Origin of the sequence: Herbaspirillum sp. 1130 (genome assembly GCF_017833835.1) — a bacterium.
Taxonomy (GTDB): domain Bacteria; phylum Pseudomonadota; class Gammaproteobacteria; order Burkholderiales; family Burkholderiaceae_D; genus Herbaspirillum; species Herbaspirillum huttiense.
The window spans coordinates 854922-881859 of record NZ_JAFICQ010000003.1; the positions used below are offsets into that span (position 1 = coordinate 854922).

Annotated in this window: 25 protein-coding genes; 11 read left to right on the forward strand and 14 right to left on the reverse strand. The window is 64.1% G+C overall.

Translation table 11 applies throughout. The annotated features are described in order from the left end of the window. Nucleotides 1-51 precede the first annotated feature (51 nt). Together rlmB and cysE are read left to right on the forward strand one after the other, a co-directional pair. Nucleotides 52-789, forward strand: coding sequence for a 23S rRNA (guanosine(2251)-2'-O)-methyltransferase RlmB (rlmB, locus tag JOD78_RS17475; RefSeq protein ID WP_209568323.1), 738 nt, complete (start codon nucleotides 52-54; stop codon nucleotides 787-789). 128 nt (nucleotides 790-917) lie between these two features. Next, entirely contained in the window at nucleotides 918-1670 is a 753-nt protein-coding gene (cysE, locus tag JOD78_RS17480) for a serine O-acetyltransferase (protein ID WP_121039399.1), read from the forward strand. Between the two features lie 93 nt (nucleotides 1671-1763). Here the strand turns inward: cysE and JOD78_RS17485 are convergent, their stop codons facing one another. The 5 genes from JOD78_RS17485 to JOD78_RS17505 all read right to left on the reverse strand — a co-directional run bounded on the left by JOD78_RS17485 (nucleotide 1764) and on the right by JOD78_RS17505 (nucleotide 6578). Beyond that, nucleotides 1764-2546 (reverse strand): UDP-2,3-diacylglucosamine diphosphatase, encoded by a 783-nt coding sequence (locus JOD78_RS17485; RefSeq protein ID WP_209568321.1) that lies wholly within the window; start codon nucleotides 2544-2546, stop codon nucleotides 1764-1766. A gap of 30 nt (nucleotides 2547-2576) precedes the next feature. After that, a complete protein-coding gene (locus JOD78_RS17490; protein WP_209568319.1) occupies nucleotides 2577-3065 on the reverse strand; it encodes a peptidylprolyl isomerase in 489 nt (162 codons plus the stop codon). 82 nt (nucleotides 3066-3147) lie between these two features. Beyond that, a complete protein-coding gene (locus JOD78_RS17495; protein ID WP_209568317.1) occupies nucleotides 3148-3717 on the reverse strand; it encodes a peptidylprolyl isomerase in 570 nt (189 codons plus the stop codon). Further along, nucleotides 3714-4931, reverse strand: coding sequence for a L,D-transpeptidase (locus tag JOD78_RS17500; RefSeq protein WP_121039411.1), 1218 nt, complete (start codon nucleotides 4929-4931; stop codon nucleotides 3714-3716). Before JOD78_RS17500 ends, JOD78_RS17495 begins: the two co-directional genes overlap by 4 nt. Nucleotides 4932-4967: 36 nt before the next feature. Beyond that, nucleotides 4968-6578 (reverse strand): nuclear transport factor 2 family protein, encoded by a 1611-nt coding sequence (locus JOD78_RS17505; protein ID WP_209568315.1) that lies wholly within the window; start codon nucleotides 6576-6578, stop codon nucleotides 4968-4970. Nucleotides 6579-6809: 231 nt separating this feature from the next. Between JOD78_RS17505 and cysS the strand changes: the two genes are divergently transcribed. The 4 genes from cysS to tilS all read left to right on the forward strand — a co-directional run bounded on the left by cysS (nucleotide 6810) and on the right by tilS (nucleotide 11515). Next, nucleotides 6810-8201: a cysteine--tRNA ligase gene (gene cysS / locus JOD78_RS17510; protein ID WP_209568312.1), complete on the forward strand. Its 1392-nt coding sequence runs from the start codon at nucleotides 6810-6812 to the stop codon at nucleotides 8199-8201. Nucleotide 8202: 1 nt separating this feature from the next. Continuing rightward, nucleotides 8203-8862: a DNA-3-methyladenine glycosylase gene (locus JOD78_RS17515; protein ID WP_034335513.1), complete on the forward strand. Its 660-nt coding sequence runs from the start codon at nucleotides 8203-8205 to the stop codon at nucleotides 8860-8862. A gap of 181 nt (nucleotides 8863-9043) precedes the next feature. Next, nucleotides 9044-10024 carry an acetyl-CoA carboxylase carboxyltransferase subunit alpha gene (locus JOD78_RS17520; protein WP_008327848.1) on the forward strand — a complete coding sequence of 327 codons (981 nt, stop codon included), beginning with the start codon at nucleotides 9044-9046 and terminating at the stop codon, nucleotides 10022-10024. A 78-nt stretch (nucleotides 10025-10102) separates the two neighbouring features. Further along, entirely contained in the window at nucleotides 10103-11515 is a 1413-nt protein-coding gene (gene tilS / locus JOD78_RS17525) for a tRNA lysidine(34) synthetase TilS (RefSeq protein ID WP_134135160.1), read from the forward strand. A gap of 173 nt (nucleotides 11516-11688) precedes the next feature. Here the strand turns inward: tilS and JOD78_RS17530 are convergent, their stop codons facing one another. The 3 genes from JOD78_RS17530 to JOD78_RS17540 all read right to left on the reverse strand — a co-directional run bounded on the left by JOD78_RS17530 (nucleotide 11689) and on the right by JOD78_RS17540 (nucleotide 12786). Beyond that, nucleotides 11689-11943, reverse strand: coding sequence for a hypothetical protein (locus tag JOD78_RS17530; protein ID WP_134135161.1), 255 nt, complete (start codon nucleotides 11941-11943; stop codon nucleotides 11689-11691). Between the two features lie 126 nt (nucleotides 11944-12069). Next, on the reverse strand, nucleotides 12070-12375 hold the full coding sequence (locus tag JOD78_RS17535) for a hypothetical protein (RefSeq protein ID WP_121039426.1): 306 nt from the start codon (nucleotides 12373-12375) through the stop codon (nucleotides 12070-12072). 126 nt (nucleotides 12376-12501) lie between these two features. Next, nucleotides 12502-12786 (reverse strand): hypothetical protein, encoded by a 285-nt coding sequence (locus JOD78_RS17540; protein ID WP_121039429.1) that lies wholly within the window; start codon nucleotides 12784-12786, stop codon nucleotides 12502-12504. Between the two features lie 288 nt (nucleotides 12787-13074). On the opposite strand from JOD78_RS17540, the gene JOD78_RS17545 reads away from it, so the two are divergent. Further along, the gene (locus tag JOD78_RS17545; RefSeq protein WP_034339732.1) at nucleotides 13075-13734 is read left to right on the forward strand and encodes a LysE family transporter; all 660 of its coding nucleotides are present in this window, start codon (nucleotides 13075-13077) and stop codon (nucleotides 13732-13734) included. 94 nt (nucleotides 13735-13828) lie between these two features. Here JOD78_RS17545 and JOD78_RS17550 read toward each other — a convergent pair whose 3' ends face one another. Together JOD78_RS17550 and JOD78_RS17555 are read right to left on the reverse strand one after the other, a co-directional pair. After that, the gene (locus JOD78_RS17550) at nucleotides 13829-14122 is read right to left on the reverse strand and encodes a PsiF family protein (protein ID WP_083859824.1); all 294 of its coding nucleotides are present in this window, start codon (nucleotides 14120-14122) and stop codon (nucleotides 13829-13831) included. Nucleotides 14123-14213: 91 nt separating this feature from the next. Continuing rightward, complete coding sequence (locus JOD78_RS17555) at nucleotides 14214-14603, reverse strand: lysozyme inhibitor LprI family protein (protein ID WP_088754281.1); 390 nt, start codon at nucleotides 14601-14603, stop codon at nucleotides 14214-14216. A 219-nt stretch (nucleotides 14604-14822) separates the two neighbouring features. Here JOD78_RS17555 and JOD78_RS17560 point away from each other — a divergent pair, with 219 nt between their 5' ends. The 4 genes from JOD78_RS17560 to rmuC all read left to right on the forward strand — a co-directional run bounded on the left by JOD78_RS17560 (nucleotide 14823) and on the right by rmuC (nucleotide 19711). After that, the gene (locus tag JOD78_RS17560; protein ID WP_209568309.1) at nucleotides 14823-15173 is read left to right on the forward strand and encodes a hypothetical protein; all 351 of its coding nucleotides are present in this window, start codon (nucleotides 14823-14825) and stop codon (nucleotides 15171-15173) included. A 49-nt stretch (nucleotides 15174-15222) separates the two neighbouring features. Further along, nucleotides 15223-17721, forward strand: coding sequence for an FtsX-like permease family protein (locus tag JOD78_RS17565; RefSeq protein WP_209568307.1), 2499 nt, complete (start codon nucleotides 15223-15225; stop codon nucleotides 17719-17721). Between the two features lie 81 nt (nucleotides 17722-17802). Continuing rightward, nucleotides 17803-18204 carry a group II truncated hemoglobin gene (locus JOD78_RS17570; protein WP_034339751.1) on the forward strand — a complete coding sequence of 134 codons (402 nt, stop codon included), beginning with the start codon at nucleotides 17803-17805 and terminating at the stop codon, nucleotides 18202-18204. A gap of 19 nt (nucleotides 18205-18223) precedes the next feature. Beyond that, nucleotides 18224-19711, forward strand: a complete 1488-nt coding sequence (gene rmuC, locus JOD78_RS17575) for a DNA recombination protein RmuC (RefSeq protein WP_199725014.1) — start codon at nucleotides 18224-18226, stop codon at nucleotides 19709-19711. Nucleotides 19712-19807: 96 nt separating this feature from the next. Here rmuC and glp read toward each other — a convergent pair whose 3' ends face one another. The 4 genes from glp to JOD78_RS17595 form a co-directional block, all read right to left on the reverse strand. After that, a complete protein-coding gene (gene glp / locus JOD78_RS17580) occupies nucleotides 19808-21103 on the reverse strand; it encodes a gephyrin-like molybdotransferase Glp (protein WP_209568305.1) in 1296 nt (431 codons plus the stop codon). Beyond that, a complete protein-coding gene (mobA, locus tag JOD78_RS17585; protein WP_209568303.1) occupies nucleotides 21100-21711 on the reverse strand; it encodes a molybdenum cofactor guanylyltransferase MobA in 612 nt (203 codons plus the stop codon). Before mobA ends, glp begins: the two co-directional genes overlap by 4 nt. 37 nt (nucleotides 21712-21748) lie before the next feature. Continuing rightward, nucleotides 21749-22864 (reverse strand): GTP 3',8-cyclase MoaA, encoded by a 1116-nt coding sequence (gene moaA / locus JOD78_RS17590; RefSeq protein ID WP_134135169.1) that lies wholly within the window; start codon nucleotides 22862-22864, stop codon nucleotides 21749-21751. 346 nt (nucleotides 22865-23210) lie between these two features. Then, nucleotides 23211-26456, reverse strand: coding sequence for an Rne/Rng family ribonuclease (locus tag JOD78_RS17595; RefSeq protein ID WP_121039447.1), 3246 nt, complete (start codon nucleotides 26454-26456; stop codon nucleotides 23211-23213). Nucleotides 26457-26938 lie beyond the last annotated feature (482 nt).

A 26938-nucleotide genomic window follows, 5' to 3' on the forward strand; every position in this document is an offset into this window, starting at 1 on the left:
TGGAACGCGGGGCAGTTGCCCCGAGCAAGACGAAAGACACAAGCAGGATCTATGAAGAGCAAAATGATTTTCGGCTTCCATGCCGTGACCTCCCGCATCCGCCACGAGGCTTCCTCGGTGGAAGAGATTTACGTGGATGCCGAGCGCCGCGACCGCCGCATGCTGGATTTGCTGCATGCCGCCAAGGAAGCCAATGTGCGCATCATCCAGGCCGACGACCAGCGCCTGGCCGCCATGGTCGGCACGCGCCGTCACCAGGGCGTGGTGGCCAAGGCCGCCGCGCTGTCGCTGGCGCGCACCCTCGATGAACTGCTGGATGCCGTGGTCGGTCCGCCGCTGCTGCTGATCCTCGACGGCATCACCGATCCGCACAACCTCGGCGCCTGCCTGCGCGTGGCCGATGGTGCCGGCGCGCATGCCGTGATCGCCCCCAAGGATCGCGCCGTGGGCTTGAATGCCACGGCCATGAAGGTCTCCAGCGGTGCGTCCGACACCGTGCCCTACATCACCGTCACCAACCTGGCCCGCACCATGCGCGACCTGAAGGAGCGCGGCGTGTGGATCATCGGCACCTCCGATGATGCCGAGAAGGGCCTCTACGAAGGCGACTTCGCTGGCCCCACCGCACTGGTGATGGGCTCCGAAGGCGAAGGCATGCGCCGTCTCACCCGCGAGACCTGCGACGTGCTGGTCAACATCCCCATGTTCGGTTCGGTCGAGAGCCTCAACGTCTCCGTGGCTTCCGGCGTCTGTCTGTACGAGGCGCGACGCCAGCGCTTGCCCAAGTAAGTCCGGTCATCCCGCATGACACCATCGCCGGACTTCGCGTCCGGCGATTTTTTTTTGCCGTTCCATTGCCGGATCACTTCAATTTCACTTCAGTAGCCGTTTTCATTCAACGTTTCAGGAAACACACCATGTTCAGCCGACTCAGAGAAGACATCGCCAGCATCCGTGAGCGCGACCCCGCCGCGCGCAACAGCTGGGAGGTGCTGACCTGTTACCCGGGCCTGCATGCGGTGATCCTGCATCGCTGGGCCCAGGCTTGCTGGAAGGCCGAGATGAAGTGGCTGGGACGCTTCATCTCGCAGCTGGGCCGTACCCTCACCGGCATCGAGATCCATCCCGGTGCCACCATCGGCCGCCGTGTCTTCATTGATCACGGCATGGGCGTGGTGATCGGCGAGACCGCCATTGTCGGTGACGATTCCACCATCTACCAGGGCGTGACCTTGGGCGGCACTTCGCTGGCCAAGGGAGCCAAGCGCCATCCGACACTGGGGCGCGGCGTCATCATCGGTGCCGGGGCCAAGGTGCTGGGCGGCTTTACGGTCGGGGACGGGGCCAAGGTCGGTTCCAATGCGGTGGTCACCAAGGAAGTGCCGGCCGGCGCCACCGCCGTGGGCAACCCGGCGCGCATCATCGAGCGCAACACCGTGGTGGCCGGGCGCGACCAGGCGGCAGCGCGCCTGTTTGCGGCCTATGGCGTGATGCCCAATGGCGATGATCCGCTGTCCAAGGCGCTGCACGGACTCATCAACCAGGTGGCTGCGCAGGAGCAGCAACTGGAAGCCGTGCTGGCCGCCTTGCAGGGAGCGGGGATAGGGTGTCGACGCCTTGAAGAGGCCGGGCAATTCGACGCCGCGCAACTGAACCGGCTGGTCGATTGAGGAGTAGGGGCGCAGCCGGGTTCAGACCGGCTGCGTAGGTCGCCACGGCATCTGCCGCAGCGATGAAGCGATGAGGCGGTGAACTGTGCGGGATCAGGCGATCTCGTCGCCGTTCACATCATGCCGGTGCAGCGCACCGTCAGCCGTCAGGCTGATCCAGCCGCCACGCGGCGTTTCCACGTCGTATTCCCAATCTGGAAGTACATAGCGCAGCTTGCCGCCGTCCAGGCGATGCAGGGCAGGGCGGTGCGTATGCCCGTGGATCAGGACATCGGTGCCGGTCTGCGCGAAGAGCGCATCGATGGCACCGGCATTGACGTCCATGATCGCCATGTCCTTGCTCTGGTTGGCGTCCTGACTGTTCTTGCGGATGCCTTCGATGATGGCCTTGCGCTGCGCCAGCGGCATGGCCAGGAACTGCTGCTGGTAAGCCGGTTGCCGTACCTGGGCGCGGAACGCCATGTAGGCCTGGTCATCGGTGCATTGCGCATCGCCATGGGCCAGCGCCAGCGTGCGGCCGGCGGCGGTGATGACGTGCGGGTCCTGCAGCAGGGTCAGTCCTGCGGCATCGGCAAATGCCTGTCCGACCAGGAAATCGCGGTTGCCAGCCATCCAGTACAGTTGCACGCCTTGCGCCTGTACAGTTCGCAGTGCGTCAGCAATCAGTTGGTTGTAGGGAGCAGTACGGTCGTCGTCACCGGCCCAGTACTCGAACACGTCACCCAGCAAGTACAGTTGCTGCGTCTGTACTGCATGGCGCTGCAGGAAGCACAGGAAGGCCTCGGTGGTACGGGGCAGGGCGGCTTGCAAATGGAGGTCGGAAACAAAAAGCGCAACCGTCGGTTGCGCTTTTTGCATGAACTGGAAATCAGTCATGGTCGGTGAAGTCAGTGGTCCGGGTCGGGCTCAGACCACTTCTGCCCTCTCGATCACCACATCTTCTGCAGGCACGTCGGCGAACATGCCGGCGCGGGTGGTCTTGACGCCCTTGATCTTGTCGACCACTTCAGTGCCTTCGACGACCTTGCCGAAGACACAGTAGCCCCAGCCGTCCTGGCCCGGGTAGTCCAGGAAGCTGTTGTTCTTGACGTTGATGAAGAACTGCGCCGAGGCCGAGTGCGGAGCGGCGGTACGCGCCATGGCCAGGGTGTAGGGCTCGTTCTTGAGGCCGTTCTTGGCTTCGTTCTCGATCGGCTCGCGGGTTTCCTTCTGCTTCATGCCGGGTTCGAAGCCGCCGCCCTGGATCATGAAACCGTCGATGACGCGATGGAAGATGGTGCCGTTGTAGTGGCCGGCGTTGACGTAGGCCAGGAAGTTCTCAACGGTCTTGGGGGCCTTCTCGGCATCCAGTTCGATCTTGATGGCGCCGTGGTTGGTGGTGAGCAGAACTGCCATGATGAATCCTTTGCTTGTGGGGGAATGAAAAAAACCGGCGGGCGACTTGGGCCCGCCTTGGCTGCGTGACGGCAGGCCGGCCTTACTTGACCAGGGTGGCCGATTCGATCACCACCGGCGTGGCCGGCACGTCGCCGGCACCGGTGCGCACTTGCTTGATCTTGTCGACCACGTCAGCACCGGCGATGACCTTGCCGAAGACGGCATAGCCCCAGCCGTCCTGGCCGGGGTAGTTCAGGAAGCGGTTGTCCGCCACGTTGATGAAGAACTGGGCCGTTGCCGAATGCGGTGCCGACGTGCGCGCCATCGCCACAGTATAAACCTCGTTCTTCAAACCGTTATTGGCCTCGTTCTTGATGGGCGCGTCGGTGGCCTTCTCGCGCATGTTCTGGTCGTAGCCGCCGCCCTGGATCATGAAGCCGTTGATGACGCGGTGGAAGACGGTGCCGTTGTACTGGCCCTTCTTGACATATTTCAGGAAATTGTCGACCGAGACCGGGGCCTTTTCGGGATTCAGTTCCAGGGTGATGTCACCCATGCTGGTCTTGAGCAGCACGCGCGGTGCATCGGCCGCCAGGACGGGAGCAGCCAGCGTGGCCGAGAGAGAGAATGCTGCGGCCATGCGCAGCAGATGACGACGGGAGAGGATCATGCGTTGCCTTCGTAAATGATTTTCCATTGCGATCCTTCACGCACCCAGTACTGGCGCTTGCGGATCGCGTTCTTGCTTTTGCCGACCGCACTTTCCTGGGTGAAAGTGCTGACGATCATGTCTTCCGGTGTGCCGGGATAGCGGAACAGGCTGACATCGCGCAGTTTGACACTGGTATAGCGCGCGCCGTTCAGGCTCTTCTGCTGGCGGCCGAACCAGGTGGCCAGGTTCTCGCCCTGGGCCGAGCGGAATTCGGGAGAGTAATACGCCAGCACCTTGTCGGCATCCGCATTCTCCAGCGACTGGCCCCATTGCTCCAGCATGGCCGAGGCGGCGTCGCGCTGTTTGGCCCATTCGCTCTTGTCGACGAACTGCACGTGCTGGCTGATCACCACCACGGTCTTGCCGACTTCGGCGGTGGAATACAGGCTCTGCAGGTCCGGATTGGCCAGCACCACGCAGCCATCCGAGGACAGGGGCGGGCGGCTGAAGTTGTCCGAGGGCGTGCCGTGCAGCCAGATACCGTAGCCACTGCGGCCATTGCGCTTGTCCCACTCATTGGGATAGGACAGCGGCAGCGCGCCTGTGCCATAGAAATCGGGCAGCTTGGGGCCGGGGATGCGGTTGTTGACGTAATACACGCCGATGGGCGTGCGCTGGTCGCCCGACTTGGTCTTGTTGGCACCGAAGCGGCCTTGCGAGACGTAGTAGTCGGTCATGTATTTCAGCTCGCCGCCCTGGTTCTCGTAGACGTACAGGCGCGAGCGCGTGGTATCGACCACCAGCACGTTCTTCTGGTCCTCGCCGACTTGCAGCACGGCCTTGGGGATCAGCTTGGGATCCGGTTTTTCCTGCAGGGAACGGATGCGCACCATGGCTTCGTCGCGCAATTCCTTGAGCTTGTCGCCGGGTCCATCGGCCATCGCGCCGAAGTTGCGCACCGGCCGGGCATGCATCAGCAGCAGGTCGCCGCGCACCAGGTGGCCGAGGCGGAAGGTCGGATAGGCCGCGACCAGGGCGTCGGCCTTGGCCTGGGCTTCGCGCAGGCGGTTGGCACCTAGGTCCTTGTAGATATCAATGAGCAGGGCTTCCGGATCCGGCTTGGCAGCGGGTGCGCCGGCCGTATTGCCTTGCGGCGGAATGGAAGAAGAGGATGCCTCGCTGCCCATCGCAGGCAGGCCCGCCAGGCACAACATCAGCAGGCGTCCCAGCATGCGCGCGGGACGCCCTTGCAAAGCGCTAGCCACCAATTACCCTCCCGATCGTTCCTGTTTGATCAGCCATCGATTGCCCTGTTTGACGAAGATCAGGGTCTTGCGGCTGTCCACCGTCAGCCGATCCGAATTATATATCTGGCGATAGCGCACGGTCGCGATGTTGCCATTGATGCTCACCGTGGCATTGCTGACCTTGACACTGATGCGGCCCTTGTCCTCGATGCGGGCGCGGCGCTCTTCGGCCCATTCCTTGCGGGAGGCGCCACGGGGCGTCTCGAAGTCGCTGGCGTAATGGCCGAGGTAGCTGCGCACGTCCTTGTCGCTCCAGGCCTTGGCCCAGCCATTCAATGCTGCCAGCACGACCGCCTTGTCCTGTTCGGCGCTGGCCTCGGCCTTGGCCTTTTCCTTGTCGGCACGGGCCTTGTCGGCACGGGCCTTCTCGGCCGCGGCCAGTTTCTCGGCCTTGGCCTTTTCTGCGGCGGCCAGTTTCTCCGCCTTGGCCTTTTCTGCGGCGGCCAGTTTCTCCGCCTTGGCCTTCTCGGCCGCAGCCAGCTTCTCGGCTTGCGCCTTCTCGGCGGCAGCCTGGGCGGCCTTGTCCTTCTCGGCGCGGGCGGCTTGTTCGCGGGCCAGTTTGTCGGCTTGCTCCTTGTCCTTCTGCGCCTGCAGTTCCTTCTGCTTCTGCTCGGCGGCAGCCTTGTCGGCTGCGGCCTTCTGGGCGCGCGCCTGTTCGGCGGCCAGCTGCTCGGCACGTGCCTTCTCGGCCTTGGCACGTTCGGCGGCGGCCCGGTCTGCTGCTGCCTTCTCTGCTGCGGCCTTGTCTGCGGCGGCCTTGTCGGCAGCGGCTTTCTCGGCGGCCGCCTTGTCGGCTGCGGCTTTTTCCTTCTCGCTGGTGGCCTTGGAGATGGCTGTCTTCTCCGCTTCGGCCTTGTCGGCGGCTGCCTGCTGCGCCAGTTTCTCGGCCGCCAGGGCACGATTGCGTTCCTGCTGTTCGGCCGCTGCCGCTTCGGCCTTGGCCTTGGCGTCGCGCTGGGCCGATGCGGCCGACGCCAGGCGCGGCACCGTGCCACCGGTAGTGTTGCCGTTGAGCGAGCGCAGCAAGGTCAGCTTGGGCTGAGGCACGTTGGCACCCGGATCGATCTGCAGCGCCTTGTCATAGGCCTGGCTGGCCAGCTTGGCATAGACGTCGCCCAGGTTTTCCAGTGCCGTGGCATAGGTCGGGTTGGTGCGCATGGCCATGTCCAGCGCCGCGCGCGCCTTGTCGTACTGGCCGTCGGCTGCATACAGCACGGCCAGGTTGTTGTACGGCTCGGGCAGGTCGGGGAAGTCTTCGGTCAGCTTGCTGAACACCGCGATGGCCTCGGCAGAACGGTTTTGTTCTGCTAAGATCAGCCCCTTCGTGAAACGCAGTTGCGCATCGCGCGGGTGTTTCGCCAGCACGGCATCGGTCTTGGTCAGTGCATCGGCATACTGTCCGGCCCGCATCAGCTTGTTGATGTCAGACATTTCACTGGCATGCGCAAGCGTGGCGGGCACCCCGAACAGGGCAGCCACCAGGCTGGACAACACTGCCGTCTTGTGGGCAGTCTTGCTGATCAAACCGCGCAAACCATGAATGGATGTCTGTTCTTGTGATTCTGGGGCCATGGTTTTATCGATGCTATACTCGAAGAAATTCGAAGAAAGCTGGCATTTTATATCAAACAAGTAAGACAAAAAGAGGTTTGGCTACCGTGACCCGTTCATGTTGCAACTGCTGCTAGAACAATGAAACCCGGCAGGGGCCTGCCAGCGCCACGCTTGTTCACGGTGCCGGCCCCAGGTAGTGCATGAACCCGTCGCCCGCAGCGGCAACGCCAACCCCAGAATTCCCATCCCATGAGCGAGCTCAAGATTTACAACACGCTGGCGCGTGACAAGCAGACCTTTACCCCGATCGAACCCGGCAAGGTGCGCTTGTACGTGTGCGGCATGACCGTGTATGACTACTGCCATATCGGCCATGCGCGCGTGCTGGTGGTGTTCGACATGGTGCAGCGCTGGCTGCGCGCCTCCGGCTACGCCGTGACCTATGTGCGCAACATCACCGACATCGACGACAAGATCATCCATCGCGCCGCCGAGAACGGCGAGACCATCGCCCAGCTGACCAATCGCTTCATCGATGCCATGAACGAGGATGCCGCCGCCCTGGGCGTGCAGCGTCCCGATCATGAACCGCGTGCGACCAAGTACGTGCCGAAGATGCTGGACCTGATCGGCAAGCTGGAAAAGCACGGCCTGGCCTACAAGGCCAGCGATGGCGACGTCAATTACTCCGTGCGCGATTTCCCCGGCTACGGCAAGCTCTCCGGCAAGTCGCTGGACGACCTGCGCGCCGGCGAGCGGGTGGATGTGAACACCGGCAAGCGCGATCCGCTGGACTTCGTGCTCTGGAAGGCGGCCAAGCCCAGCGAGCCGGACGAAGCCAAGTGGGACTCGCCCTGGGGCTGTGGCCGTCCGGGCTGGCACATCGAGTGCTCGGCCATGTCCAGCGACCTGCTGGGCGACCATTTCGATATTCACGGCGGTGGCCAGGATCTTCAGTTCCCGCACCATGAAAATGAAATCGCCCAGTCCGAAGGCGCGCACCAGCACACCTTCGTGAATTACTGGATGCACAACGGTTTCGTGCGCATCGACAACGAGAAGATGTCCAAGTCTCTGGGCAACTTCTTTACGATTCGCGACGTGCTCAAGAAGTACGACCCGGAAGTGTTGCGTTTCTTCATCTTGCGCGCCCACTACCGCAGCCCGCTGAACTACTCGGATGCCCATCTGGACGATGCCCGGCAGGCGCTCACCCGCCTGTACACTGCCTTGAAGGATGTGCCGCCGGAAGCCGGCGCTCTGGTGGCCGATGAAGCGCATGCACAAAGGTTCACAGAGGCCCTGAACGACGACTTCAACACGCCGGTCGCGATCTCGGTGCTGTTCGAACTGGCCAATGAGGTCAACCGTGACCGTTCGCCGGCACAGGCGCGCCAGTTGAAGGCGCTGGCCGGCATCCTCGGCCTGCTGCAGCGCGAGCCGGCGGAGTACCTCAAGGGCGGCGTGGCAGCAGCAGACGGTCTGGGCGAAGCCGAGATCGAAGCCCTGATTGAAGCACGCAAGGCGGCCAAGGCGGGCAAGAACTTCGCCGAAGCCGACCGGGTCCGTGCCGAGCTGACCGCAGCCGGCATCATTCTGGAAGACAAACCGGGCGGCCTGACCGAGTGGCGGAGAGCTTGATTTGAATACCAACCGAAAAGCCAGCGAAGCCGATCCCAGCCTGATCGTGCCGGCCTACTGGGAAGAGGCCAAGGCCGAGCTGATGAAGCGTGACCGCATCATGCGCAAGATCATCCCGCAGTTCGGGGATCTGCAGCTGACGGTGCGCGGCGACGCCTTCACCACGCTGGCGCGTTCGGTGATCGGCCAGCAAATCTCGACCAAGGCCGCCAATGCGGTCTGGCAGCGCTTCCTGGAAGCCTGTCCGCGCTGCACGCCGGGCCAGGTGATGCGCACCGGTCCGGAAGGGCTGGCGGCGTGCGGCCTGTCCAAGCGCAAGGCCGAATACATCCTCGATCTGGCGGCCCACTTCAAGGCCAAGACGGTACATCCCGACAAATGGGCGGAGATGGAAGACGAAGCCGTCATTGCGGAGATGATCCAGATCCGCGGGATTGGCCGCTGGACAGCCGAGATGTTTTTGATATTTAATCTGCTGCGCCCGAACGTGCTGCCGCTGGATGACCTGGGATTGCTCAAGGGCATCAGCATCAGCTATTTCTCGGGCGAGCCCGTCTCGCGCAGTGATGCGCGGGAAGTCGCCGCGAATTGGGAACCGTGGCGCACCGTGGCGACCTGGTACCTGTGGCGCAGCCTGGATCCGCTGCCGTCCGATTATTGATCCAAGAGGAAGAGGGTGCGCCCGGCGCTGCTGCGCCGGGGCCGTGCTGGTGTATACTCCGCACCTCCCAAGATTTGAAGGCAAACCGATGCAACCGGGGATCATCGCGCCGCAACCCGCACCGGGCCGGCATTGTCAGCGATTCTCGCCACATCATCGGACTTGTTGAAAAAGGAACACAATGAGTAAATCGACAACGACTTTTCTGGGCTTCGAGCAGGCCATCGCCGAGCTGGATGCCAAGATTGAAGAGTTGCGTTTTGTACAGGATGACTCGGCCGTCGACATCTCCGAAGAGATCGAGCGCCTGGTCAAGAAGAGCCAGCAGCTGACCAAGGACATCTACGCCAAGCTCACGCCCTGGCAGGTCTCGCAGATTGCGCGCCATCCGCAGCGTCCCTACACCATGGACTACGTGCGCGAGATCTTCACCGATTTCCACGAACTGCATGGCGACCGCACCTTCGCGGACGACCAGTCCATCGTCGGCGGCCTGGCCCGTTTCAACGGCCAGGCGTGCATGGTGATCGGCCACCAGAAGGGGCGCGACACCAAGGAACGCGCCATGCGCAACTTCGGCATGCCCAAGCCGGAAGGCTATCGCAAGGCGATGCGCCTGATGAAGGTGGCCGAGAAGTTTGGTTTGCCGATTTTTACCTTTGTCGATACCCCGGGCGCATTCCCCGGCATCGATGCCGAAGAGCGCGGCCAGTCCGAAGCCATCGGCCACAACCTGTACGTGATGGCCGAACTGAAGGTGCCGCTGATCGCCACCATCATCGGTGAAGGCGGTTCCGGCGGCGCGCTGGCGATCGCCGTGGGTGATTCGGTGCTGATGCTGCAATATGCGACCTACTCGGTGATCTCGCCGGAAGGCTGCGCTTCCATCCTGTGGAAGACCGCCGACCGCGCCGCGGATGCGGCTGAAGCGCTGGGCCTGACCGCTCATCGCCTCAAGGCCATCGGCCTGATCGACAAGATCGTCAACGAACCGCTGGGCGGTGCCCATCGCGATCCCAAGCAGATGGCCGGTTTGCTCAAGCGCGCACTGTCGGATTCGCTGCGCCAGTTCCAAGGCATGAAGACCAAGGACCTGCTGGCTGCGCGTCACGAAAAGCTGATGGCTTATGGCAAGTTCAAGGAATTGAATTCGGCCGAATAATTTTCGGTTCGCATTTTCTTCTTCCCGGACGCCAGCGATTGCTTCGCTGGCGTTTGTCTTTTCTGGTGCCGGTTTCCCATGTCCGATCATTCCTCTTCTTCTCCTTCCTCCGGCAAGATCACCGGCAAGCTGTTGCAGGCATTGCACGCCACGCTGGCCGCGACTGCTTTCGATCCCGCGCAGGACACGCTGGCTGTGGCCTTCAGCGGTGGGCTCGATTCCACGATGCTGCTGGAAGCGGCCGCGCAGTGGCAGCGTGAAACCGGCGGGCGCGTGGTGGCCCTGCATGTGCATCATGGACTCTCGCCCAATGCGGATGCTTGGCTGGCCCATGCCGAGCAGGAGTGCGCGCAGCGCGGCATTACCTGCGCGCACGAGCGCGTGCAACTGGAACGGGTGGCCGACAGCGGTGTGGAAGAAGCGGCACGGCTGGCGCGTTATGCCGCACTGGGGCGGCTGTGCCGCGCCCATGGTGCGCGCCTGCTGCTGACGGCCCATCATCTCGACGACCAGGCCGAAACGGTGCTGCTGCAACTGCTGCGTGGCAGCGGGCTGGCGGGCCTGTCCGGCATGGATCAATGCAATGCCGCGCCTGGTTTGCTGGGCGATGCGGACACGCTGATCGCACGGCCTTTCCTGGCCATCCCGCGTGCGCAGCTGGAAGAGGGCGCACGCGCCTGGTCGCTCGCCTGGATCGAGGATGAATCCAACAGCGATCCGCGCTACACGCGCAACGCTTTGCGCCATCAGGTGATGCCGGCATTGGGCCAGGTTTTCCCCGGCTACCAGCAGCGTCTGGCGCGTGCGGCCGGGCATGCGCAGGGTGCGCAGGATTTGCTGCACGAAGTGGCCGAACAGGATCTGGCGCAATGCGGTGAAGGCGATCACCTGCGCATGCCTGCGCTGCGTGCCCTGAGCGAACAGCGCTTCCTGAACCTGATGCGTCACTGGTTCGGACTGCGCGGCATGCGCATGCCGTCATCGGCGTGGATGCAGGAGATGCGCGCCCAACTGCTGGAGGCCGATGTGGAAGCGCAGCTGTGCGTCTCTCACCCTGACGGCGAAGTCCATCGTTACCGCGAGCGCGTCTTCCTGGCGCCGCGCCGCCGCCTGCCCGATGAGGGCGCCTCACTGTCGCTGCGCTGGAGCGGGCAGGCGCAGGTCCATGTGCCGGTCTTCCACGGCACCCTGCAGTTCGAGCCCATTCCCGCTGGCGATGCGCGGCCGGGCTTCGATGCCGCTTGGCTGCGTGCGCAATCGCTGCTGGTGTGTGGACGCAGCGGGGGAGAGCGTATCAAGCTGGCGCAGAATCGTCCGGCGCGCAGCCTCAAGCAGCAGTACCAGAGCGCCGATGTCCCTGCGTGGGAGCGGCCTTATCTGCCGCTGGTGTGGGCGGGTGAGGATCTGCTGTTCGCGGCGGGCGTAGGCATGGACTGCGCGCATTTTGCGGCGGCGGGGGAACGCATTGCCCTGCGGTGGCAGCAGGATTGATCTGCATCGGGCGTGTCGGCGTGAGTGGACAGCCGAAGCTAAGCAAACCATTTAAATGATATAAAAAATATCGCCCCCGGACCTGACGGTGCGGGGGCGATATCCCTGTCATCCCTGACATGTCCGGGCTTCAGACGGATCCGATGCCCGGGGTGCTGCTCCTTGCGGACGCCTTACTTGGCGGCGGCGTCAGCGGCCGGCTTGGCTTCAGTACCGGCAGCGGCCTTCTTCTCGCTCTTGCCTTCCGCCTTCTTTTCCGACTTCTTGTGCTTGGCGTGATGTTCCGCCTTGGCCTTCGGCGCGGTCTCGGTCTTGGCGGCTTCAGCCTTGGCCGGAGCAGCCGGGGCGGCAGCGGCGCCGGTCTGGGCGAACACCGGCAGGGTCAGGGCCGACAGCAGGGAAGCAACGATGATGGTCTTGGTCTTCATGGTGATGTCCTTTCAACGACTAGTGTCTGGTCAGTGTCAGTAGTACTGTGTGCACGGTGTGTGCTGTGTGTCTGCTATGTGTTTGCTACGTGTACCGGGCGCTGGCCCGGTACGGTCTTGCCTGGATTACTTGGTCTTGGCAGCGGTGTCGGTGGCGGCCGTCTTGGTGTCCGCAGTGCCGGCATCCTTCTTTTCAGCCTTGGCTTCAGTCTTGGTATCGGCCTTCTTCTCCGATTTTTCGGACTTCTTGTGCTTGGCGTGATGCGTGGCCTTGGCCTTCGGTGCGGTCTCGGTCTTGGCGGCTTCCGCCTTGGCCGGGGCGGCGGTGGTGGCAGCCGGGGCGGCAGGAGCGGCGGCTGCACCGGTCTGGGCGAACACCGGCAGGGTCAGGGCCGACAGCAGGGAGGCAACGATGATGGTCTTGGTATTCATGGTGATGTCCTTTCAGAGACAAGTGTCTGTTTGCGTCAGTAGTACGGTGCGTACGGTGTGTGCTGCGTGTCTGCTACGTTACTGCTTTGTATCTGCTATCTGTACCGGGACTGGCCCGGTACGGTCTTACTTGGTCTTGGTCGCTGTATCGGTAGCGGCCTTGGTGTCGGCCTTGGCTTCGCTCTTGGCGTCAGCCTTCTTCTCTGCCTTTTCCGCCTTTTCCGACTTTTCGGACTTCTTGTGCTTGGCGTGATGGGTGGTCTTGGCCTTGGGCGCGGTGTCGGTCTTGCCGGCTTCCGCCTTGGCCGTGGCTGCTGCTGGCGCGGCCGGCGCAGCGCTGCCGGTCTGTGCGAACACCGGCAGGGCCAGTGCGGTCAGCAGGGAAGCGACGATGACGGATTTGGTTTTCATGGCAATTTCCTTTAGAAAGTGGTTGTTACGCTCGGCGCTTGATTTTGCGTAATCGCTTCATCATGTCGTGTCGCCTTGCTTCCTATAACGAGCCGCCGACGTGAAAGACGACGTGAAAGTGTTTCAATTCATCGTGTATTTGTAAGCATTCGTTGCTGCTTTGCTTATAATGGTCAACACGTTGGTGCAGCCTTGTTTCAGCGCTGTTTCCGGGCTTCGCCGCTGCACTGCGTGCCTTGCCGGTGGTCTTGCCGTTTCTTCTTTCCTGTTGCCTCATCGAGTTTTCTCATGGCCTATCAAACCTGGTTTGCATTTTTCCTCGCCGCCTGTGTCATCGCCATCTCGCCCGGATCGGGCGCGGTGCTCTCCATGAGCCACGGCCTCAATTACGGCCTGCGCCGTACCACGGCCACCATCCTTGGCCTGGAAATCGCGCTGGTGGTGGTTCTCATCATCGCCGGAGCCGGTGTGGGTTCGCTGCTGGTGGCCTCCGAAACCGCCTTCAATGTGGTCAAGATCGCCGGTGCCCTGTACCTGATCTACCTGGGCTTCTCGCAGTGGCGCGCCCGCGTGCCCTCGGAGCAGGAAGGCGAAGCCCTCGACAACGCCAATGCCGTGGCACGCGCGCAGCGTGGCCAGCACTGGTGGCAGCGTTGCATGACGGGCTTCCTCACCAATGCCACCAACCCCAAGGGCATCGTCTTCATGGTGGCGGTGCTGCCGCAATTCATCGATCACGAACGGCCGCTGTGGCTGCAGCTGCTGGTGCTGGCCGTGACCATGGTGGCGGTGGACCTGGTGGTGATGCACGGCTACGCCTTTGCGGCCAGCCGCCTGCAACGCTTCTTCCGCAGCCAGAAGGCGATCAAGGCGCAGAACCGTTTCTTCGGTGGCGTGCTGATGCTGGTGGGCGCCGGGCTGTTCTTCTTCAAGCGCACGCAGCACTGATTGCAGCACCGCCCAGACAACAAAAAACCCGCAAGGCAGCTTGCGGGTTTTTTGTTGGGCGTCCCGGCCGGGTTGGCGGGGACGTGAAGGAAAATTACTTGTCCTTCTTCAGGCAGGACGACATGAAGGCTTTGCGCTCATCGCCCTTCTTGCCGGCGGCATCGGCGTTACATTGCTTCATCTTGTCCTGCTGGGTGGCCGGCTTGGGCTGTTCCTTCTTCAGGCAGGAGGACATGAAGGCCTTGCGTTCATCGCCTTTCTTGCCGGCGGCGTCGGCGTTGCATTGCTTCATCTTGTCCTGCTGGGCATTCTGCGCCATGGCGGGGGAACCCAGCAGCAGCGGGGCGGCCAGTGCGAACGAGGTCATGGCGAAGAGCATTTTTTTCATGAGAGACTCCCTGGGGCAAGGTGGATTCGTGGGTCTGATCGCGTCTGATTCTTCAGACGCGAGCATTACAGCATGAAAGATAATGTTCTGACTAGCGCACGCAGTTGAGATCGCCTTCCTGGCAGCCTGCCAGATTCTTCAGTTCGTCCGCACGCTGGCGGGTCTTGTCGGCCAGGCAGGTTTGCAGCGCAAGTGAAGCTGCAGACCCGCCGGCGCTGGCCGAGCTCTCAAAGCGGCAGGACAGGTCGCGATACTTCAGCCAGGCCAGCTGCACCTCGCGCAACTGGTTCTGTTGCGCCTTGTTGAGCTTGTCGCGATAGGCCATGTAGGTGGCGTTGAGATCGGCATCGTTCTGGGTCAGGGTCTGCGAAGCGCAGGCATTCATCTCGGCCTGGGTGGCGGCCTTGGTGCAATCGGCAGCGAAGGCACTGCCGGCACACAGCAGCAGGGCGGCTGCCAGCAGGGACAAGGGGGCTTTCATGGGACTGGACTCCTGTTTCTCAGGGGACGAGGCTGCATGGCCTCCGGTGGGCAAGGTCGTTCTGGCGACCTTGGGAAGGCTTGCAGCTTGTCGGGATAAAATGACATTTTGCCTGTCTTAGAAGAAGACAGAGCAGGCCGGTTCGCCCGTTTCTGCAACGAAATTGCAACAAGCCGTATCTGATTTACCTTATCCAAATCTTTTTCAGGAGTAGCGCAGATGGGATTGAGCTGGCTGTCCGCCATCAAACTGATTCCCTGGGGCGACGTGGTCCAGGCCACCCCCGGCATCGTCAAGGGCGCGCGTGACCTGTGGTCGCGCACCCGCAAGGCCAAGACCGCAGTCGATGCCGCGCCGCCCGCGCCGGTCACCGGCGACGTCGGCCAGCTGGCCCAGCGTATCGTCCAGCTGGAAGCCGAGCAGCTCGAAGCCAGTCAGTTGATCAACACCCTGGCCGAGCAGAATGCGCAACTGGTCGCCACCATGGATGCCATGCGCCGCCGCCTGCGCATGCTGGGCGCCTTCAGCGTGCTGCTGGCGCTGGGCGTGGTGGCGGTGTGGCTGCGCTGACGCTTTCTTGCATTTTTCTGAATCCTGATTCCTTGACGACTGGCCCTGCATGTTCCAACAAGCATTGCGCATGACCCTGCGCGACTGGCGCACCGGTGAACTCCGTTTCCTGCTGATCGCCTTGATCGTGGCGGTGGCGGCACTGTCCTCGGTCGGTTTCTTCGTCGACCGCATGCGCGCCGGCATGACGCGCGATGCGCACCAGTTGCTGGGGGCCGATCTGCTGGTGGCGGCCGATCAGCCACTGTCACCGCAATGGCTGCAGCAGGCCGCCACGCAAGGCTTGCAGCAGGCGCAGACCCAGGTCTTCCCCAGCATGGCGCAAGCCGGGGAGGGGGATGCGGCCCGCTCGGTACTCTCATCCATCAAGGCCGTCACGGCGGGCTATCCCTTGCGCGGCCAGTTGCGGCTGCAGGGCAGCGATGGCCGCGACCGGCCTGCCGATGGGATTCCGCAGCCGGGGACCATCTGGGTGGATCCGCAGATCCTGTCCCAGCTCGACGTGAAGGTCGGCGATACCCTCAGGCTGGGTGATCTGGCGCTGAAGATCGCCGCCGTGATCGCGATCGAACCGGATCGCGGCAGCGCTTTCGTCAACTTCGCGCCGCGCGTGATGCTCAATGAGGCCGACCTGGCCGCCACGCACCTGGTGCAGGTCGGGTCGCGCGTGACCTATCGCCTGTTGATCGCCGGACCGCCCGAGGCCGTGCAGCGCTACCAGCAGCAGATCGAACGCCAGATCGAGGCCGACAGGCTGCGCGGCGTGCGCCTCGAATCGCTGGAAAACGGCCGCCCGGAAATGCGCGCCACGCTGGACCGCGCCGAGCAATTCCTGTCGCTGGTCGGGCTGCTGTCGGCCATGCTGGCCGCGCTCGCCGTGGCTATGGCGGCGCGCCGCTTCATGCTGCGCCATCTGGATGCCTGCGCCATGCTGCGCTGTTTCGGCATGACGCAGGCGCAGGTGACCACGCTCTATCTCACCGAATTCATTCTCATCGGGCTGGCAGCCAGCTTCATCGGCATGCTGGTCGGCTTTGCCGCCCACTTCGCGCTGCTGCAATGGCTGGGCAATTTCCTGCCGACCGCCTTGCCGCCACCGGGTTGGGCACCGGCGCTGCAGGGCGTGGCCACCGGTTTGTTGCTGCTGGTCGGGTTTGCCTTGCCGCCCATCCTGCAATTGCGCAACGTGCCGCACAACCGCGTGATCGGGCGCGACCAGGGCGCACCGCAGGCGCTGACGGTCGGGACCTATGTGCTGGGCTCGCTGGTGTTTTCCGGCTTGCTGCTGTGGCAGGCGGGCGATCTCAAGCTGGGGCTGCTGACCATCGCCGGTTTCCTCGGCGGCTTCGGTCTCTTCGCACTGGTGGCCTGGCTGTGCCTGCGCGCGCTGCGTTCGCTGCGCGGGCTGGTGGATCGCCAGAGCTGGCGCTTCGCCATCGACGGCTTGCAGCGTCGTCCGGCGGCGGCCGTGATGCAGGTGGTGGCGCTGGGCCTGGGGCTGATGGCGCTGCTGCTGCTGACCGTGATCCGTGGCGATCTGGTCGGTGCGTGGCGGCAAGCCACGCCGGCCGATGCGCCCAACCGCTTCATCATCAACATCCAGCCGGATCAGCGTGAGGCCGTGCAGCAGGCGCTGCGCCAGGGCGGGGTGCAGGATGCGGCGCTGTATCCGATGATTCGCGGGCGGCTGGTGCAGATCAACGGGCGCGCGGTCAATCCCTCGGACTATCAGGAAGACCGCGCCAAGCGCCTGGTGGACCGCGAATTCAATCTCTCGACCATGCGCGACATCCCGCCCGGCAATGGCATCGTGGGCGGCCGCTGGTACGACGACAGCCACCCGGAAGCCTCGGTGGAACGCGGGCTGGCGCAGACCCTGGGCATCAAGCTGGGGGACAAGCTGCAATTCGACATCGCCGGCCAACTGGTGGAAGCCCCCGTAACCAGCCTGCGCAAGCTGGAGTGGGGATCACTGCGGGTGAATTTCTTCGTCATCCTCAACCCGACGCTCATGCGCGATACGCCGCAAAGCTGGATCACGGCGGTACACCTGACGCCGCAGCAGGAGGCCTTGGGCAACACGCTGGCGCGTGACTTCCCCAATCTCACCGTTGTGGACATAGGAAGTGTACTGGCACAGATTCAGGAAGTGGTCGGTCAAGTGATTGCAGCTGTAGAGTTCCTGTTCCTGTTCACTTTGTGTTCAGGTGTACTGGTACTGTACGCTGCACTGGCAGGGTCCCAGGATGAACGTGTACGGGAAGCTGGCCTGTTGCGTGCGCTCGGTGCGACCCGGCAGGAGCTCTCCCGCGCCCAGCGCATCGAGGTGCTGCTGGTGGGTTCGCTGGCAGGGCTGCTGGCCGCCAGCGGCGCGGCCGGCATTGGCTGGGCGCTGGCGCATTACGTCTTCAATTTCGACTGGAGTTTCAGCCCGCTGGTGTGGGTGGCCGGCATGGGGCTGGGCGCGGCTTGCTCGGCGCTGGGCGGCTGGGCCGGATTGCGTCACGTGCTGCGCCGTCCGCCGCTGCAGACCTTGCGCGAGGCCTGATCCGATACAGGTCAAACAACGCTGGCAATCACAGCCGGGCGGCCCGACGCGGCCGTCCGGCTGCGGTATCATGGCGGTCTTATGCAAATCGAAGATCCCAACCAACCGACCACGTTCGAACTCATTGGCGGCGCAGAGAAGCTGCGCGAGATGGTCGACCGTTTCTATGACCTGATGGACCTGGAGCCGGAGTTCGCCGGCATTCGCGCGCTGCATCCGCCTTCGCTGGACGGTTCGCGCGAGAAGACTTACATGTTCCTTTCCGGCTGGACCGGCGGTCCCAGCCTGTACATGGAAAAATTCGGCCATCCGCGCCTGCGGGCGCGCCACCTGCCTTTCCCCATCGGCATCTCCGAGCGCGACCAGTGGCTGCGCTGCATGACCTGGGCCATGCAGGACGTCGGCCTGCCGGAAGACCTGATGAAGCGCCTGCTGGCGGCGCTCTACCAGACCGCCGACTGGATGCGCAACAAGCCCGAGTAACACGCACTGGATTGGTCCCATGTCCCTTTTTGAAATGATCCTTACCGGCCTGGTCGTGGTCGGCGTCGTGCTGCAAGTGCTGATCCTGCTGCGCGGTAGCCAGCGGCAGGAGGACGACACTGCGCTGGTGATCGAAGACGCGCTGCTGCAGGTCAAGCAGGACCTGCAACGCCATCAGCAGGAGACCGGCGAGCGCATCGAGCGCGAGCTGCGTAGCCAGGTGCAGGCCAGTGCCCAGAGCACGCGCCAGGAACTGGGCGCGAACTTTGCCCATCTGCAGCAGACGCTGGCCACGCAGCTGACGAGCGTGGCGGGTTTGCAGAACCAGCAGATCGATGGCTTCGCGCAGCAACTGGTCAAGCTCAACGAAAGCAATACGCAGCAGCTGGAAAGCATGCGCCAGTCCATCACGCTGCAGGCCCAGGTGAACCGCGAAGAGCAGGCGGTTTCGCTCAAGCGCTTCGGCGATACGCTGAATCAGCAATTGTCGGCGCTGACCGAATCCAACGCCCAACGCATGGCCGAAGTGCGCGCCACGCTGGAAGCCAAGATCAAGGACCTGCAGAACGACAATGCGCAAAAGCTGGAAGAGATGCGCAAGACCGTGGACGAAAAACTGCATGCCACGCTGGAGCAGCGGCTCGGTGAATCCTTCAAGCTGGTCTCGGACCGGCTGGACAAGGTGCACCAGGGCCTGGGCGAAATGCAGCAGCTGGCCACCGGCGTGGGCGACCTGAAGCGCGTGCTGACCAACGTCAAGACGCGCGGCACCTGGGGCGAAGTGCAGCTGGAAATTCTGCTGGAGCAGATGCTCACCCCCGACCAGTACGCCAAGAACGTGGAGACCGTCCCGGCCAGCGGCGAGCGGGTGGAATTCGCCATCCGCCTGCCGGGTGCGAAGGAAGACGCGGGCCAGGTCTGGATGCCCATCGATGCCAAATTCCCCAAGGAACAGTACGAGCGCCTGGTCGATGCCGCCGAGCGCGCCGATGCCGACGGCGTCGCCACCGCCGGCCGCGAACTGGAGCGGGCGGTGCGTGGCGAGGCCAAGACGATTGCCGAGAAATACCTGTCGCCACCGCTGACGACCGACTTCGCCATCCTCTTCCTGCCCACCGAAGGACTGTATGCGGAAGTGATGCGCCGGCCCGGCTTGTCGGATGAATTGCAGCGCACCTGCCGGGTCACCATTGCGGGTCCGTCGACCTTGTCGGCGCTGCTCAACAGCCTGCAGATGGGCTTCCGTACGCTGGCACTGGAAAAGCGTTCGTCGGAGGTGTGGCAGGTGCTGGGCGCGGTCAAGACCGAGTTCGGCAAGTTCGGCGAAGTGCTGGCCGCCACCAAGACGGCGCTGGAGCGCGCGGCCAAGAACATCGACCAGGCCGAGACCCGCACCCGCCAGATGACGCGCAAGCTCAAGTCGGTGGAGGCACTGCCGGTGGAGAATGCGCAGAAGCTGCTGGGGACCGGGGAGCTGGATTTGGGCGAGGATGCCGAGGGCGTCTGATTTGCTTCTTCCTTCACCTGCAGAGGTGGCTCAAGCGGCTGGAAAACAGAAGGGACGGCTTGCCGTCCCTTTTTCTTCATCTGCGCCTGAAAGCCGTCATACCAAGCCGTCGAACAGCACCACCGTCACCTCTTCACCTGCAGCGACCTCACCGCGTTCGTGTTCCAGTTCGATGATGCAGTTGGCGTCTGACATCGAGCGCAGGATGCCGGAACCCTGCATGCCGGTCAGCCGCACTTGCCACTGACCGTTCACGTCCGGGGACAGGATGCCGCGCTGGTATTCAGTGCGGCCGGCCTTCTTGCGAATGGCGGTGGCTGTCTTCACGCGCAGGCGCGGTAGCGGATTGGCTTCGGCTCCGGCCAGGCGCAGCAGCGCATCGCGCACGAAGAAGGAAAAACTCACCTGCACCGCCACCGGATTGCCCGGCAAACCGAACAGATAAGCCTCCCGTCCGCGCGAGCGGATGCGGCCGAAGGCCAGCGGGCGGCCGGGGCGCATGGCGATCTTCCAGAACGTCATCTCGCCCAGGCTGGCCATGATCTGCTTGGTGTAATCGGCCGCACCGACCGACACGCCTCCCGAGGTGATGACCGCATCGGCCTCTTCGCAGGCACTGCGGAACGCCGCGTCCAGGGCGGCCGGATCGTCCGGTACCACGCCCATGTCCAGCACTTCGCAACCGAGGCGCGTGAGCATGCCGTGCAGGGTGTAGCGATTGGAGTCATAGACGCAGCCGGCATCGAGCGGTTCGCCGACCGAACGCAACTCGTCGCCGGTGGAGAAGAAGGCCACACGCAGACGGCGCTGCACCGGTACTTCGGCAATGCCCAGCGAGGCCAGCAGGCCGATGTCGGAGGGCCGCAACACGCGGCCGCGCGGCAGGGCCACGCTGCCCAGGGCCAGGTCTTCGCCACGCAGGCGGCGATTGTCGCCGGGACGCACGCGGCCGGCAGGCAGGGTCACGCCGTGCGCGTCGGCGTCGGCGGTCAGTTCCTGCGGGATCACGGTGTCGCAGCCCTCGGGCATGGGTGCGCCGGTCATGATGCGCACGCACTGACCAGGGCCGACGCTGCCGGCGAATTGTTCACCCGCGTGCACCGCACCGATGATCTGCAGGCGCACTTGCTGGCCCTCGGCGACGTCTTCGCCGCGCAGGGCATAGCCATCCATGGCCGAGTTGTCATGCGCCGGGACGTCGATGCGGGAAATGATGTCGCGCGCCAGCACGCGCGAAAGGGCGCTGCGGATGGCCAGCTTTTCCACGGCCTCGATGGGCGTGATGAATTCCTGGATCACGGCTTGCGCGCGTGCCACCGTCATGGCGTTGGGGTCATAGCCGCTGATGCAGCTGACGATGTCGTGGAGTGTGGCGGTGTGGGTCTCGGTCATTGTTCTGCTTCGAGCTGTTGCAAATCCAGCCCGGTGTTGATGTTGCTGAAGGCGCGCTCGTCAGGGAAATCCACTTCGACGCAATCAAGGCTGGCAAACCAGTGGTCCATCTTGCGTTCGCCCGCCGCCAGGAAGGCGTCCAGCGAGGCGCGCGTGCTGGTCTGGAGCAGCGAGCATACAGGATGGCGCTGGCGCCCGTGTACGCCCTCGGTGACCGCGATGGCGGCCTGTGCACCGCTGGCGGTGAGGGCATCGTACAGGTGCGCTACCAGGTCATAGGGGATCAGCGGCGAGTCGCACGGGGCGGTGGCCAGCAGCGGCGTGTGGCAATGGGCCAGGCCGCATTGCAGACCCGCCAGCGGGCCGGGGAAATCCCCCTGCAGGTCATGCCAGACCGGATAGCCGAAACGGGCGTACTCCAGCTGGGAGCGGTTGGCGTTGATCGCCAGCGTACCGACCTGCGGGGCCAGGCGTTCCAGCACGTGCTGCACCAGCGGCTTGGCATGCAGGACTTGCAGGCCCTTGTCCACGCCGCCCATGCGCGTGCCACGGCCACCGGAAAGTACCAGGCCGGTGATGTGACTGGCGGCGGTGGCGGGGGAAGACATGGTGCGGAAGAGCAAAGAGCAGGGCAGGCGTGCCGGATCAGCCGCCGATGTAGGACATCTCGACCTTGCGCGCCGGAGTCGCCTGCATGGCGCTGCGCAGCTCGGAATAACGGTCGCCGCGCTGGCCCCAGAGGGCGGCGATGGCACCGGCAATCTCGGCATCGCTGCTGCCATTGCGCACCAGGCTGCGCAGGTCGTGGCCTTCGCTGGCGAACAGACAGGTGTAGACCTTGCCTTCGGTGGAGAGGCGCGCGCGTGAACAGTCCTGGCAGAAGGCCTGGGTCACGCTGGAGATCACGCCGATCTCGCCGCTGCCATCCACATAGCGCCAGCGCTCGGCGGTCTCGCCGGTGTAGTTGGGGTCGGCCACTTCCAATGGCATCTCGTCAGCGATGCGGCGGACCACTTCGCGCGAGGGCAGCACTTCGTCCATGCGCCAGCCGTTGGAAGAGCCCACGTCCATGTACTCGATGAAGCGCAGGATGGCCGGGCTGCCCTTGAAGTAGCGCGCCATTGGCAGGATCTGGTCGTCGTTGACGCCCTTCTTGACCACCATGTTGATCTTGATCGGACCGAGTCCGGCGGCGTGCGCCGCTTCAATGCCTTCCAGCACCCGCGCCACCGGGAAATCGACGTCGTTCATGCGGCGGAAGCTCTCGTCATCCAGCGAATCCAGCGATACCGTCACGCGCCTGAGCCCGGCCGCCTTGAGCACCTGGGCCTTTTGCTTCAGCAGCGTGCCGTTGGTGGTGAGGGTCAGGTCGATTTCTTCGCCCTCCGGGGTGCGCAGGGCGGCCAGCATGGCGATCAGGGTCTCGATGTTCTTGCGCAGCAGCGGCTCGCCGCCGGTCAGGCGGATCTTGCGCACGCCATGCGCCACGAACTGGGCTGCCACGCGGGTCAGCTCCTCGAAGGTCAGCAGGTCCGAGTGCGGAAGGAACTGGTATTGCTTGTCGAAGACATCCTTGGGCATGCAATAGACACAGCGGAAATTGCAGCGGTCAGTCACCGAAATGCGCAGGTCGTGCAGCGGACGTCCCAGACTGTCGCCCAGCCAGCCGGTCGGCTCGACCGCAACCGGCGTCAGCAGGCCGGCCGCACTGGCGATCGGGGCTTGCCGGACATCGACGATGGGGATGACGCGCTTGTTCATACGATCTGACGATAAAAGGTGTGTAACGATAGCACGCCTGAGGCCGCCGCGCAGATGCACAATCATGCATATAGTGTATGCGCGCAACTGCATCTCGCGCCTGCCGCCGCCCGCCGTGCGGGACTGCTGGCATCAGGCTTGCAGCGTCATCGCATGCTGCCGTGACTGTATCGTGACGGCGAGCGGGCAACTGTCACCAAATAGGAGGTCGTTTGCCGATGGGCGGTGAAGGCAAAGGCTTCATTTGGAAACCGATAGACATGAAAAAGGGAGCCGAAGCTCCCTTGTTCATTGCCGATTTTTACTGCCTCCGGGCCACCCTGCGGCAGGGTGGCCGGAACCCTACTTAACGGCGGGTTTCGACCTGCACCAGCGGTTCGGTCGACTGCGGCGGCAGCGGCTTGCGCTCGCGCGGCACGTGCGGTGCCGGGACGAAGGCAGCAGCGGCTTCCTGGGCCGCGCGCAGCTTGACCGGGTCCGTGGTGGCCAGGGTCAGGCCGGCTTGCGACAGCATCTGCTCCAGCGACTCCGAACGGGCAGCGTTGCCGGTGCTGGCCGCCACTGCGGGGGCAGGGGCAGCAGGGGAAGCCGGTGCGGCTTCAGCCACCACCGGAGCCGGTTCGACGGCTACCGGTGCCGGGCTGGCTTCGACGGCGTCCAGCAGGCTGATCTGTTGCGGCACGGCCGGGGCTGCGGGCGCAGCGTGCACCACCTCGACCGGGGCTTCCGATGCGGCCGGAGCAGCAACGGGGGCCTGCACCGGCTCGAAGGCCGGGGTCGGGGCGAAGCTGGCATCGATCGACGGGGCCGCCGGTTCGATGGCCGGCTGGTTCGAGAACACGGCCTGGGTCGCTTCGGCAGCGGCAGCGGCGACGGCTTCCACCGAGTTCACACCGCTTTCCACGTGCACGGCAGCTTCAGCCGGGGCTTGTTCCGGGACCGGGGAGGCGGCGAACGAAGCTTGCGCCACAGCGGCTTGGGCCACTTCCACCGGAGCCGCCGAAGTCTCGGCAGCAACGGTCTCGACGTTCACGCCGGCAGCAGCGGCGCTGGCCACGACTACGGTGTCGACGCCTTCGGCGGCTTCGGATTGCTCCGATCCTTCACCTTCGCCGTTGTCGATCACGTTGCCGTTTTCATCACGTTCGCGACGATGACGGTTGCGGCCACCACGGCGACGACGACGACGCGGCTCGGTGCCGCCTTCGGCAGCTTCCGCACCGTCGACGCCATCTGCGCCTTCGGAACCTTCGACTTGAGCAGCTTCCGCCTTGGCGGCTTGCTCGTCATTGGACAGGGCCACGGCACCAGCAGCAACCGCTACGCCTGCGGTGGCTGCACCGGCAGCCAGAGCGGCTTCCAGCGGCAGGCCTTCCTCGGCCTTGGGGTCCTTGCGTTCACCACGCGGGGCGCGCGGTTCACGCGGCTGGCGCGGTTCACGGCCTTCACGACCCTCGCGCGGCTCGCGGCCTTCGCGCGGTTCGCGGGGCTCACGGGCTTCACGCGGTTCGTTGCGGCGGGCTTCCTTCGGTTCCTGGCCTTCGCGGGCTTCGCGCGGCTCACGGCCCTCGCGCACCTCACGGCCTTCACGCGGTTCGCGACCTTCCTTGGGTTCGCGCGGACCACGAGGCGGGCGAGCCTGCTTGGCTTCCGCAGCATCGCCGGTCTTCAGTTCGACGGCGGCCGGACCGCGTGCTGCGCGCTGCTCTGCATTACGCTCGCCACGTTCGGCGCGATCGCCACGCTCACCGCGTTCACCACGGTTGCGGTTGCGGCCATTGCGGTCGCCGCCACGGCCATTGCGATCACCTTCGCGCTTGGCCGGCGCCTTGGCTTCGACCGGGGCCGGCACTTCCACCGGAGCAACCGGCTTCTTGCGGAAGAAGGCGAAGATCTTGCCCAGCAGACCCGATTCCGGCGCCAGGGTCGGCGGCGGCACGGGGGCAGCCACCGGTTCCGGTGCCTTGCGTTCGACGATCGGGGCCGGCTGGTCGGGGGTGATGCCCTTGACCACGGCTTCCTGGCGCGGACGTTCTTCTTCCTTCTGGCGCTTGCTGTAGCCGATGTCGGTATCGGCCTGCTCGGCCATGGTGTAGCTGGCTTGGGCGTCGTCCAGGCGCGGATCGTCGTGCTTGATCCGTTCCATCTTGTAGTGCGGGGTTTCCAGGTGCTTGTTGGGGATCATGATGACGGTGACGCGATGGCGCGTCTCGATCTTCAGGATTTCGCCCCGTTTTTCATTGAGCAGGAAGGCGGCCACGTCCACCGGCGCTTGCACGTGGATGGCGGCTGAATTTTCCTTCATCGCCTCTTCCTGGATGATGCGCAGCACCTGCAGGGCGGAGGATTCGGTATCGCGGATGTGGCCGGTGCCGTTGCAACGCGGGCAGGTCACGTGGCTGCCTTCGGACAGCGACGGACGCAGCCGCTGGCGCGACAGTTCCATCAGGCCGAAGCGGGAGATCTTGCCCATCTGAACGCGGGCGCGGTCGTGGTGCAGGGCGTCCTTCAGACGGCCTTCCACTTCGCGCTGGTTCTTGGAGTTCTCCATGTCGATGAAGTCGATCACGATCAGGCCGCCCAGGTCGCGCAGGCGCAACTGGCGGGCCACTTCATCGGCGGCTTCGAGGTTGGTGTTGAAGGCGGTGGTCTCGATGTCGCTGCCACGGGTGGCGCGCGCCGAGTTCACGTCCACCGACACCAGGGCTTCGGTGTGGTCGATGACGATGGCGCCGCCGGAAGGCAGCGGGACCGTACGCGAGTAGGCGGTCTCGATCTGGTGTTCGATCTGGAAGCGCGAGAACAGCGGCACGTCGTCGCGGTAGCGCTTGACGCGGTGAACCATGTCCGGCATCACGTGGGCCATGAACTGCTGGGCCTGGTCGTGGATGTCGTCGGTATCGATCAGGATTTCGCCGATGTCGGGCTGGAAGTAGTCGCGGATGGCGCGGATGACCAGTGACGATTCCTGGTAGATCAGGAAGGCGCCCGAGCCGGACTGGCCGGCGCCTTCGATGGCGCGCCAGAGTTGCATCAGGTAGTTCAGGTCCCACTGCAGTTCATCGACGTTGCGGCCGATGCCGGCGGTGCGGGCGATGACGGACATGCCGTTGGGCAGGTCCAGCTTGTCCATGGTTTCGCGCAGTTCCTGGCGGTCTTCGCCTTCGACACGGCGCGACACGCCGCCACCGCGCGGGTTGTTGGGCATGAGCACCAGGTAGCGGCCGGCCAGGGAGATGAACGAGGTCAGGGCAGCGCCCTTGTTGCCGCGTTCTTCCTTCTCGACCTGGACGATGATTTCCTGGCCTTCGCGCAGCGCTTCCTTGATGCTGGCGTTGCGGACGTCAATGCCTTCCTTGAAATAGGTGCGGGCCACTTCCTTGAAGGGCAGGAAGCCGTGGCGTTCTTCGCCGTAGTTGACGAAGCAGGCTTCCAGCGAGGGCTCGATGCGGGTGATGACGCCCTTGTAGATGTTGGACTTGCGCTGCTCGCGTCCGGTGGTTTCGATGTCGATGTCGATCAGTTTCTGACCGTCAACGATCGCTACGCGCAGTTCTTCCTGCTGCGTGGCGTTGAACAACATACGTTTCATGTTTTCACTCCGGGATCCGAAGATCCTTCAAATGGCCCGTCCGTATGTGGTAGCGGGCCAAAAGTACAGGGGATGTACGCGAGAACGAAGTGATTGGGGAGGGAATTGCCTTGATTGTGTGAGTGCGCCTTAGCGGGCGCTCCAGCACAAGGGGGCGCGGATGCGGCAGACGGGAACGCCGGGCAGCACCGTATCCGCGCCGCGCGCTCCGCCATAGGCGGTCGCGCAGGCAACTGCGGACGGTAAGCTGGTCTGTGGAGCCAAACGTAACATGGTGATGGGTTGGCGACGGCGATCGGGTTCTGTTGCATCAACCGGCAAGCTTCGCGATGCTTCGGCCAGGACTGCGGCATGGCCCGGGCAATGCGCTGCATGAGGGGCGGGCGGATGAGCCTGCCGCCGGATGCGCTGCAAGATACTGCTTTGCCGGGGGCTGTGCGCTGCGGACCTGAACCGGAACACCGGATGCGAGTCTTGCCAGA

What these genes read in the sequence shown, in the direction of transcription:
- rlmB (WP_209568323.1), top strand. Translation starts at nt 52, where the DNA reads ATGAAGAGCAAAATGATTTTCGGCTTCCATGCCGTGACCTCCCGCATC.
- cysE (WP_121039399.1), top strand. Translation starts at nt 918, where the DNA reads ATGTTCAGCCGACTCAGAGAAGACATCGCCAGCATCCGTGAGCGCGAC.
- JOD78_RS17485 (WP_209568321.1), bottom strand. Translation starts at nt 2,546, where the DNA reads ATGACTGATTTCCAGTTCATGCAAAAAGCGCAACCGACGGTTGCGCTT.
- JOD78_RS17490 (WP_209568319.1), bottom strand. Translation starts at nt 3,065, where the DNA reads ATGGCAGTTCTGCTCACCACCAACCACGGCGCCATCAAGATCGAACTG.
- JOD78_RS17495 (WP_209568317.1), bottom strand. Translation starts at nt 3,717, where the DNA reads ATGATCCTCTCCCGTCGTCATCTGCTGCGCATGGCCGCAGCATTCTCT.
- JOD78_RS17500 (WP_121039411.1), bottom strand. Translation starts at nt 4,931, where the DNA reads ATGCTGGGACGCCTGCTGATGTTGTGCCTGGCGGGCCTGCCTGCGATG.
- JOD78_RS17505 (WP_209568315.1), bottom strand. Translation starts at nt 6,578, where the DNA reads ATGGCCCCAGAATCACAAGAACAGACATCCATTCATGGTTTGCGCGGT.
- cysS (WP_209568312.1), top strand. Translation starts at nt 6,810, where the DNA reads ATGAGCGAGCTCAAGATTTACAACACGCTGGCGCGTGACAAGCAGACC.
- JOD78_RS17520 (WP_008327848.1), top strand. Translation starts at nt 9,044, where the DNA reads ATGAGTAAATCGACAACGACTTTTCTGGGCTTCGAGCAGGCCATCGCC.
- tilS (WP_134135160.1), top strand. Translation starts at nt 10,103, where the DNA reads ATGTCCGATCATTCCTCTTCTTCTCCTTCCTCCGGCAAGATCACCGGC.
- JOD78_RS17530 (WP_134135161.1), bottom strand. Translation starts at nt 11,943, where the DNA reads ATGAAGACCAAGACCATCATCGTTGCTTCCCTGCTGTCGGCCCTGACC.
- JOD78_RS17535 (WP_121039426.1), bottom strand. Translation starts at nt 12,375, where the DNA reads ATGAATACCAAGACCATCATCGTTGCCTCCCTGCTGTCGGCCCTGACC.
- JOD78_RS17540 (WP_121039429.1), bottom strand. Translation starts at nt 12,786, where the DNA reads ATGAAAACCAAATCCGTCATCGTCGCTTCCCTGCTGACCGCACTGGCC.
- JOD78_RS17545 (WP_034339732.1), top strand. Translation starts at nt 13,075, where the DNA reads ATGGCCTATCAAACCTGGTTTGCATTTTTCCTCGCCGCCTGTGTCATC.
- JOD78_RS17550 (WP_083859824.1), bottom strand. Translation starts at nt 14,122, where the DNA reads ATGAAAAAAATGCTCTTCGCCATGACCTCGTTCGCACTGGCCGCCCCG.
- JOD78_RS17555 (WP_088754281.1), bottom strand. Translation starts at nt 14,603, where the DNA reads ATGAAAGCCCCCTTGTCCCTGCTGGCAGCCGCCCTGCTGCTGTGTGCC.
- JOD78_RS17560 (WP_209568309.1), top strand. Translation starts at nt 14,823, where the DNA reads ATGGGATTGAGCTGGCTGTCCGCCATCAAACTGATTCCCTGGGGCGAC.
- JOD78_RS17565 (WP_209568307.1), top strand. Translation starts at nt 15,223, where the DNA reads ATGTTCCAACAAGCATTGCGCATGACCCTGCGCGACTGGCGCACCGGT.
- JOD78_RS17570 (WP_034339751.1), top strand. Translation starts at nt 17,803, where the DNA reads ATGCAAATCGAAGATCCCAACCAACCGACCACGTTCGAACTCATTGGC.
- rmuC (WP_199725014.1), top strand. Translation starts at nt 18,224, where the DNA reads ATGTCCCTTTTTGAAATGATCCTTACCGGCCTGGTCGTGGTCGGCGTC.
- glp (WP_209568305.1), bottom strand. Translation starts at nt 21,103, where the DNA reads ATGACCGAGACCCACACCGCCACACTCCACGACATCGTCAGCTGCATC.
- mobA (WP_209568303.1), bottom strand. Translation starts at nt 21,711, where the DNA reads ATGTCTTCCCCCGCCACCGCCGCCAGTCACATCACCGGCCTGGTACTT.
- moaA (WP_134135169.1), bottom strand. Translation starts at nt 22,864, where the DNA reads ATGAACAAGCGCGTCATCCCCATCGTCGATGTCCGGCAAGCCCCGATC.
- JOD78_RS17595 (WP_121039447.1), bottom strand. Translation starts at nt 26,456, where the DNA reads ATGAAACGTATGTTGTTCAACGCCACGCAGCAGGAAGAACTGCGCGTA.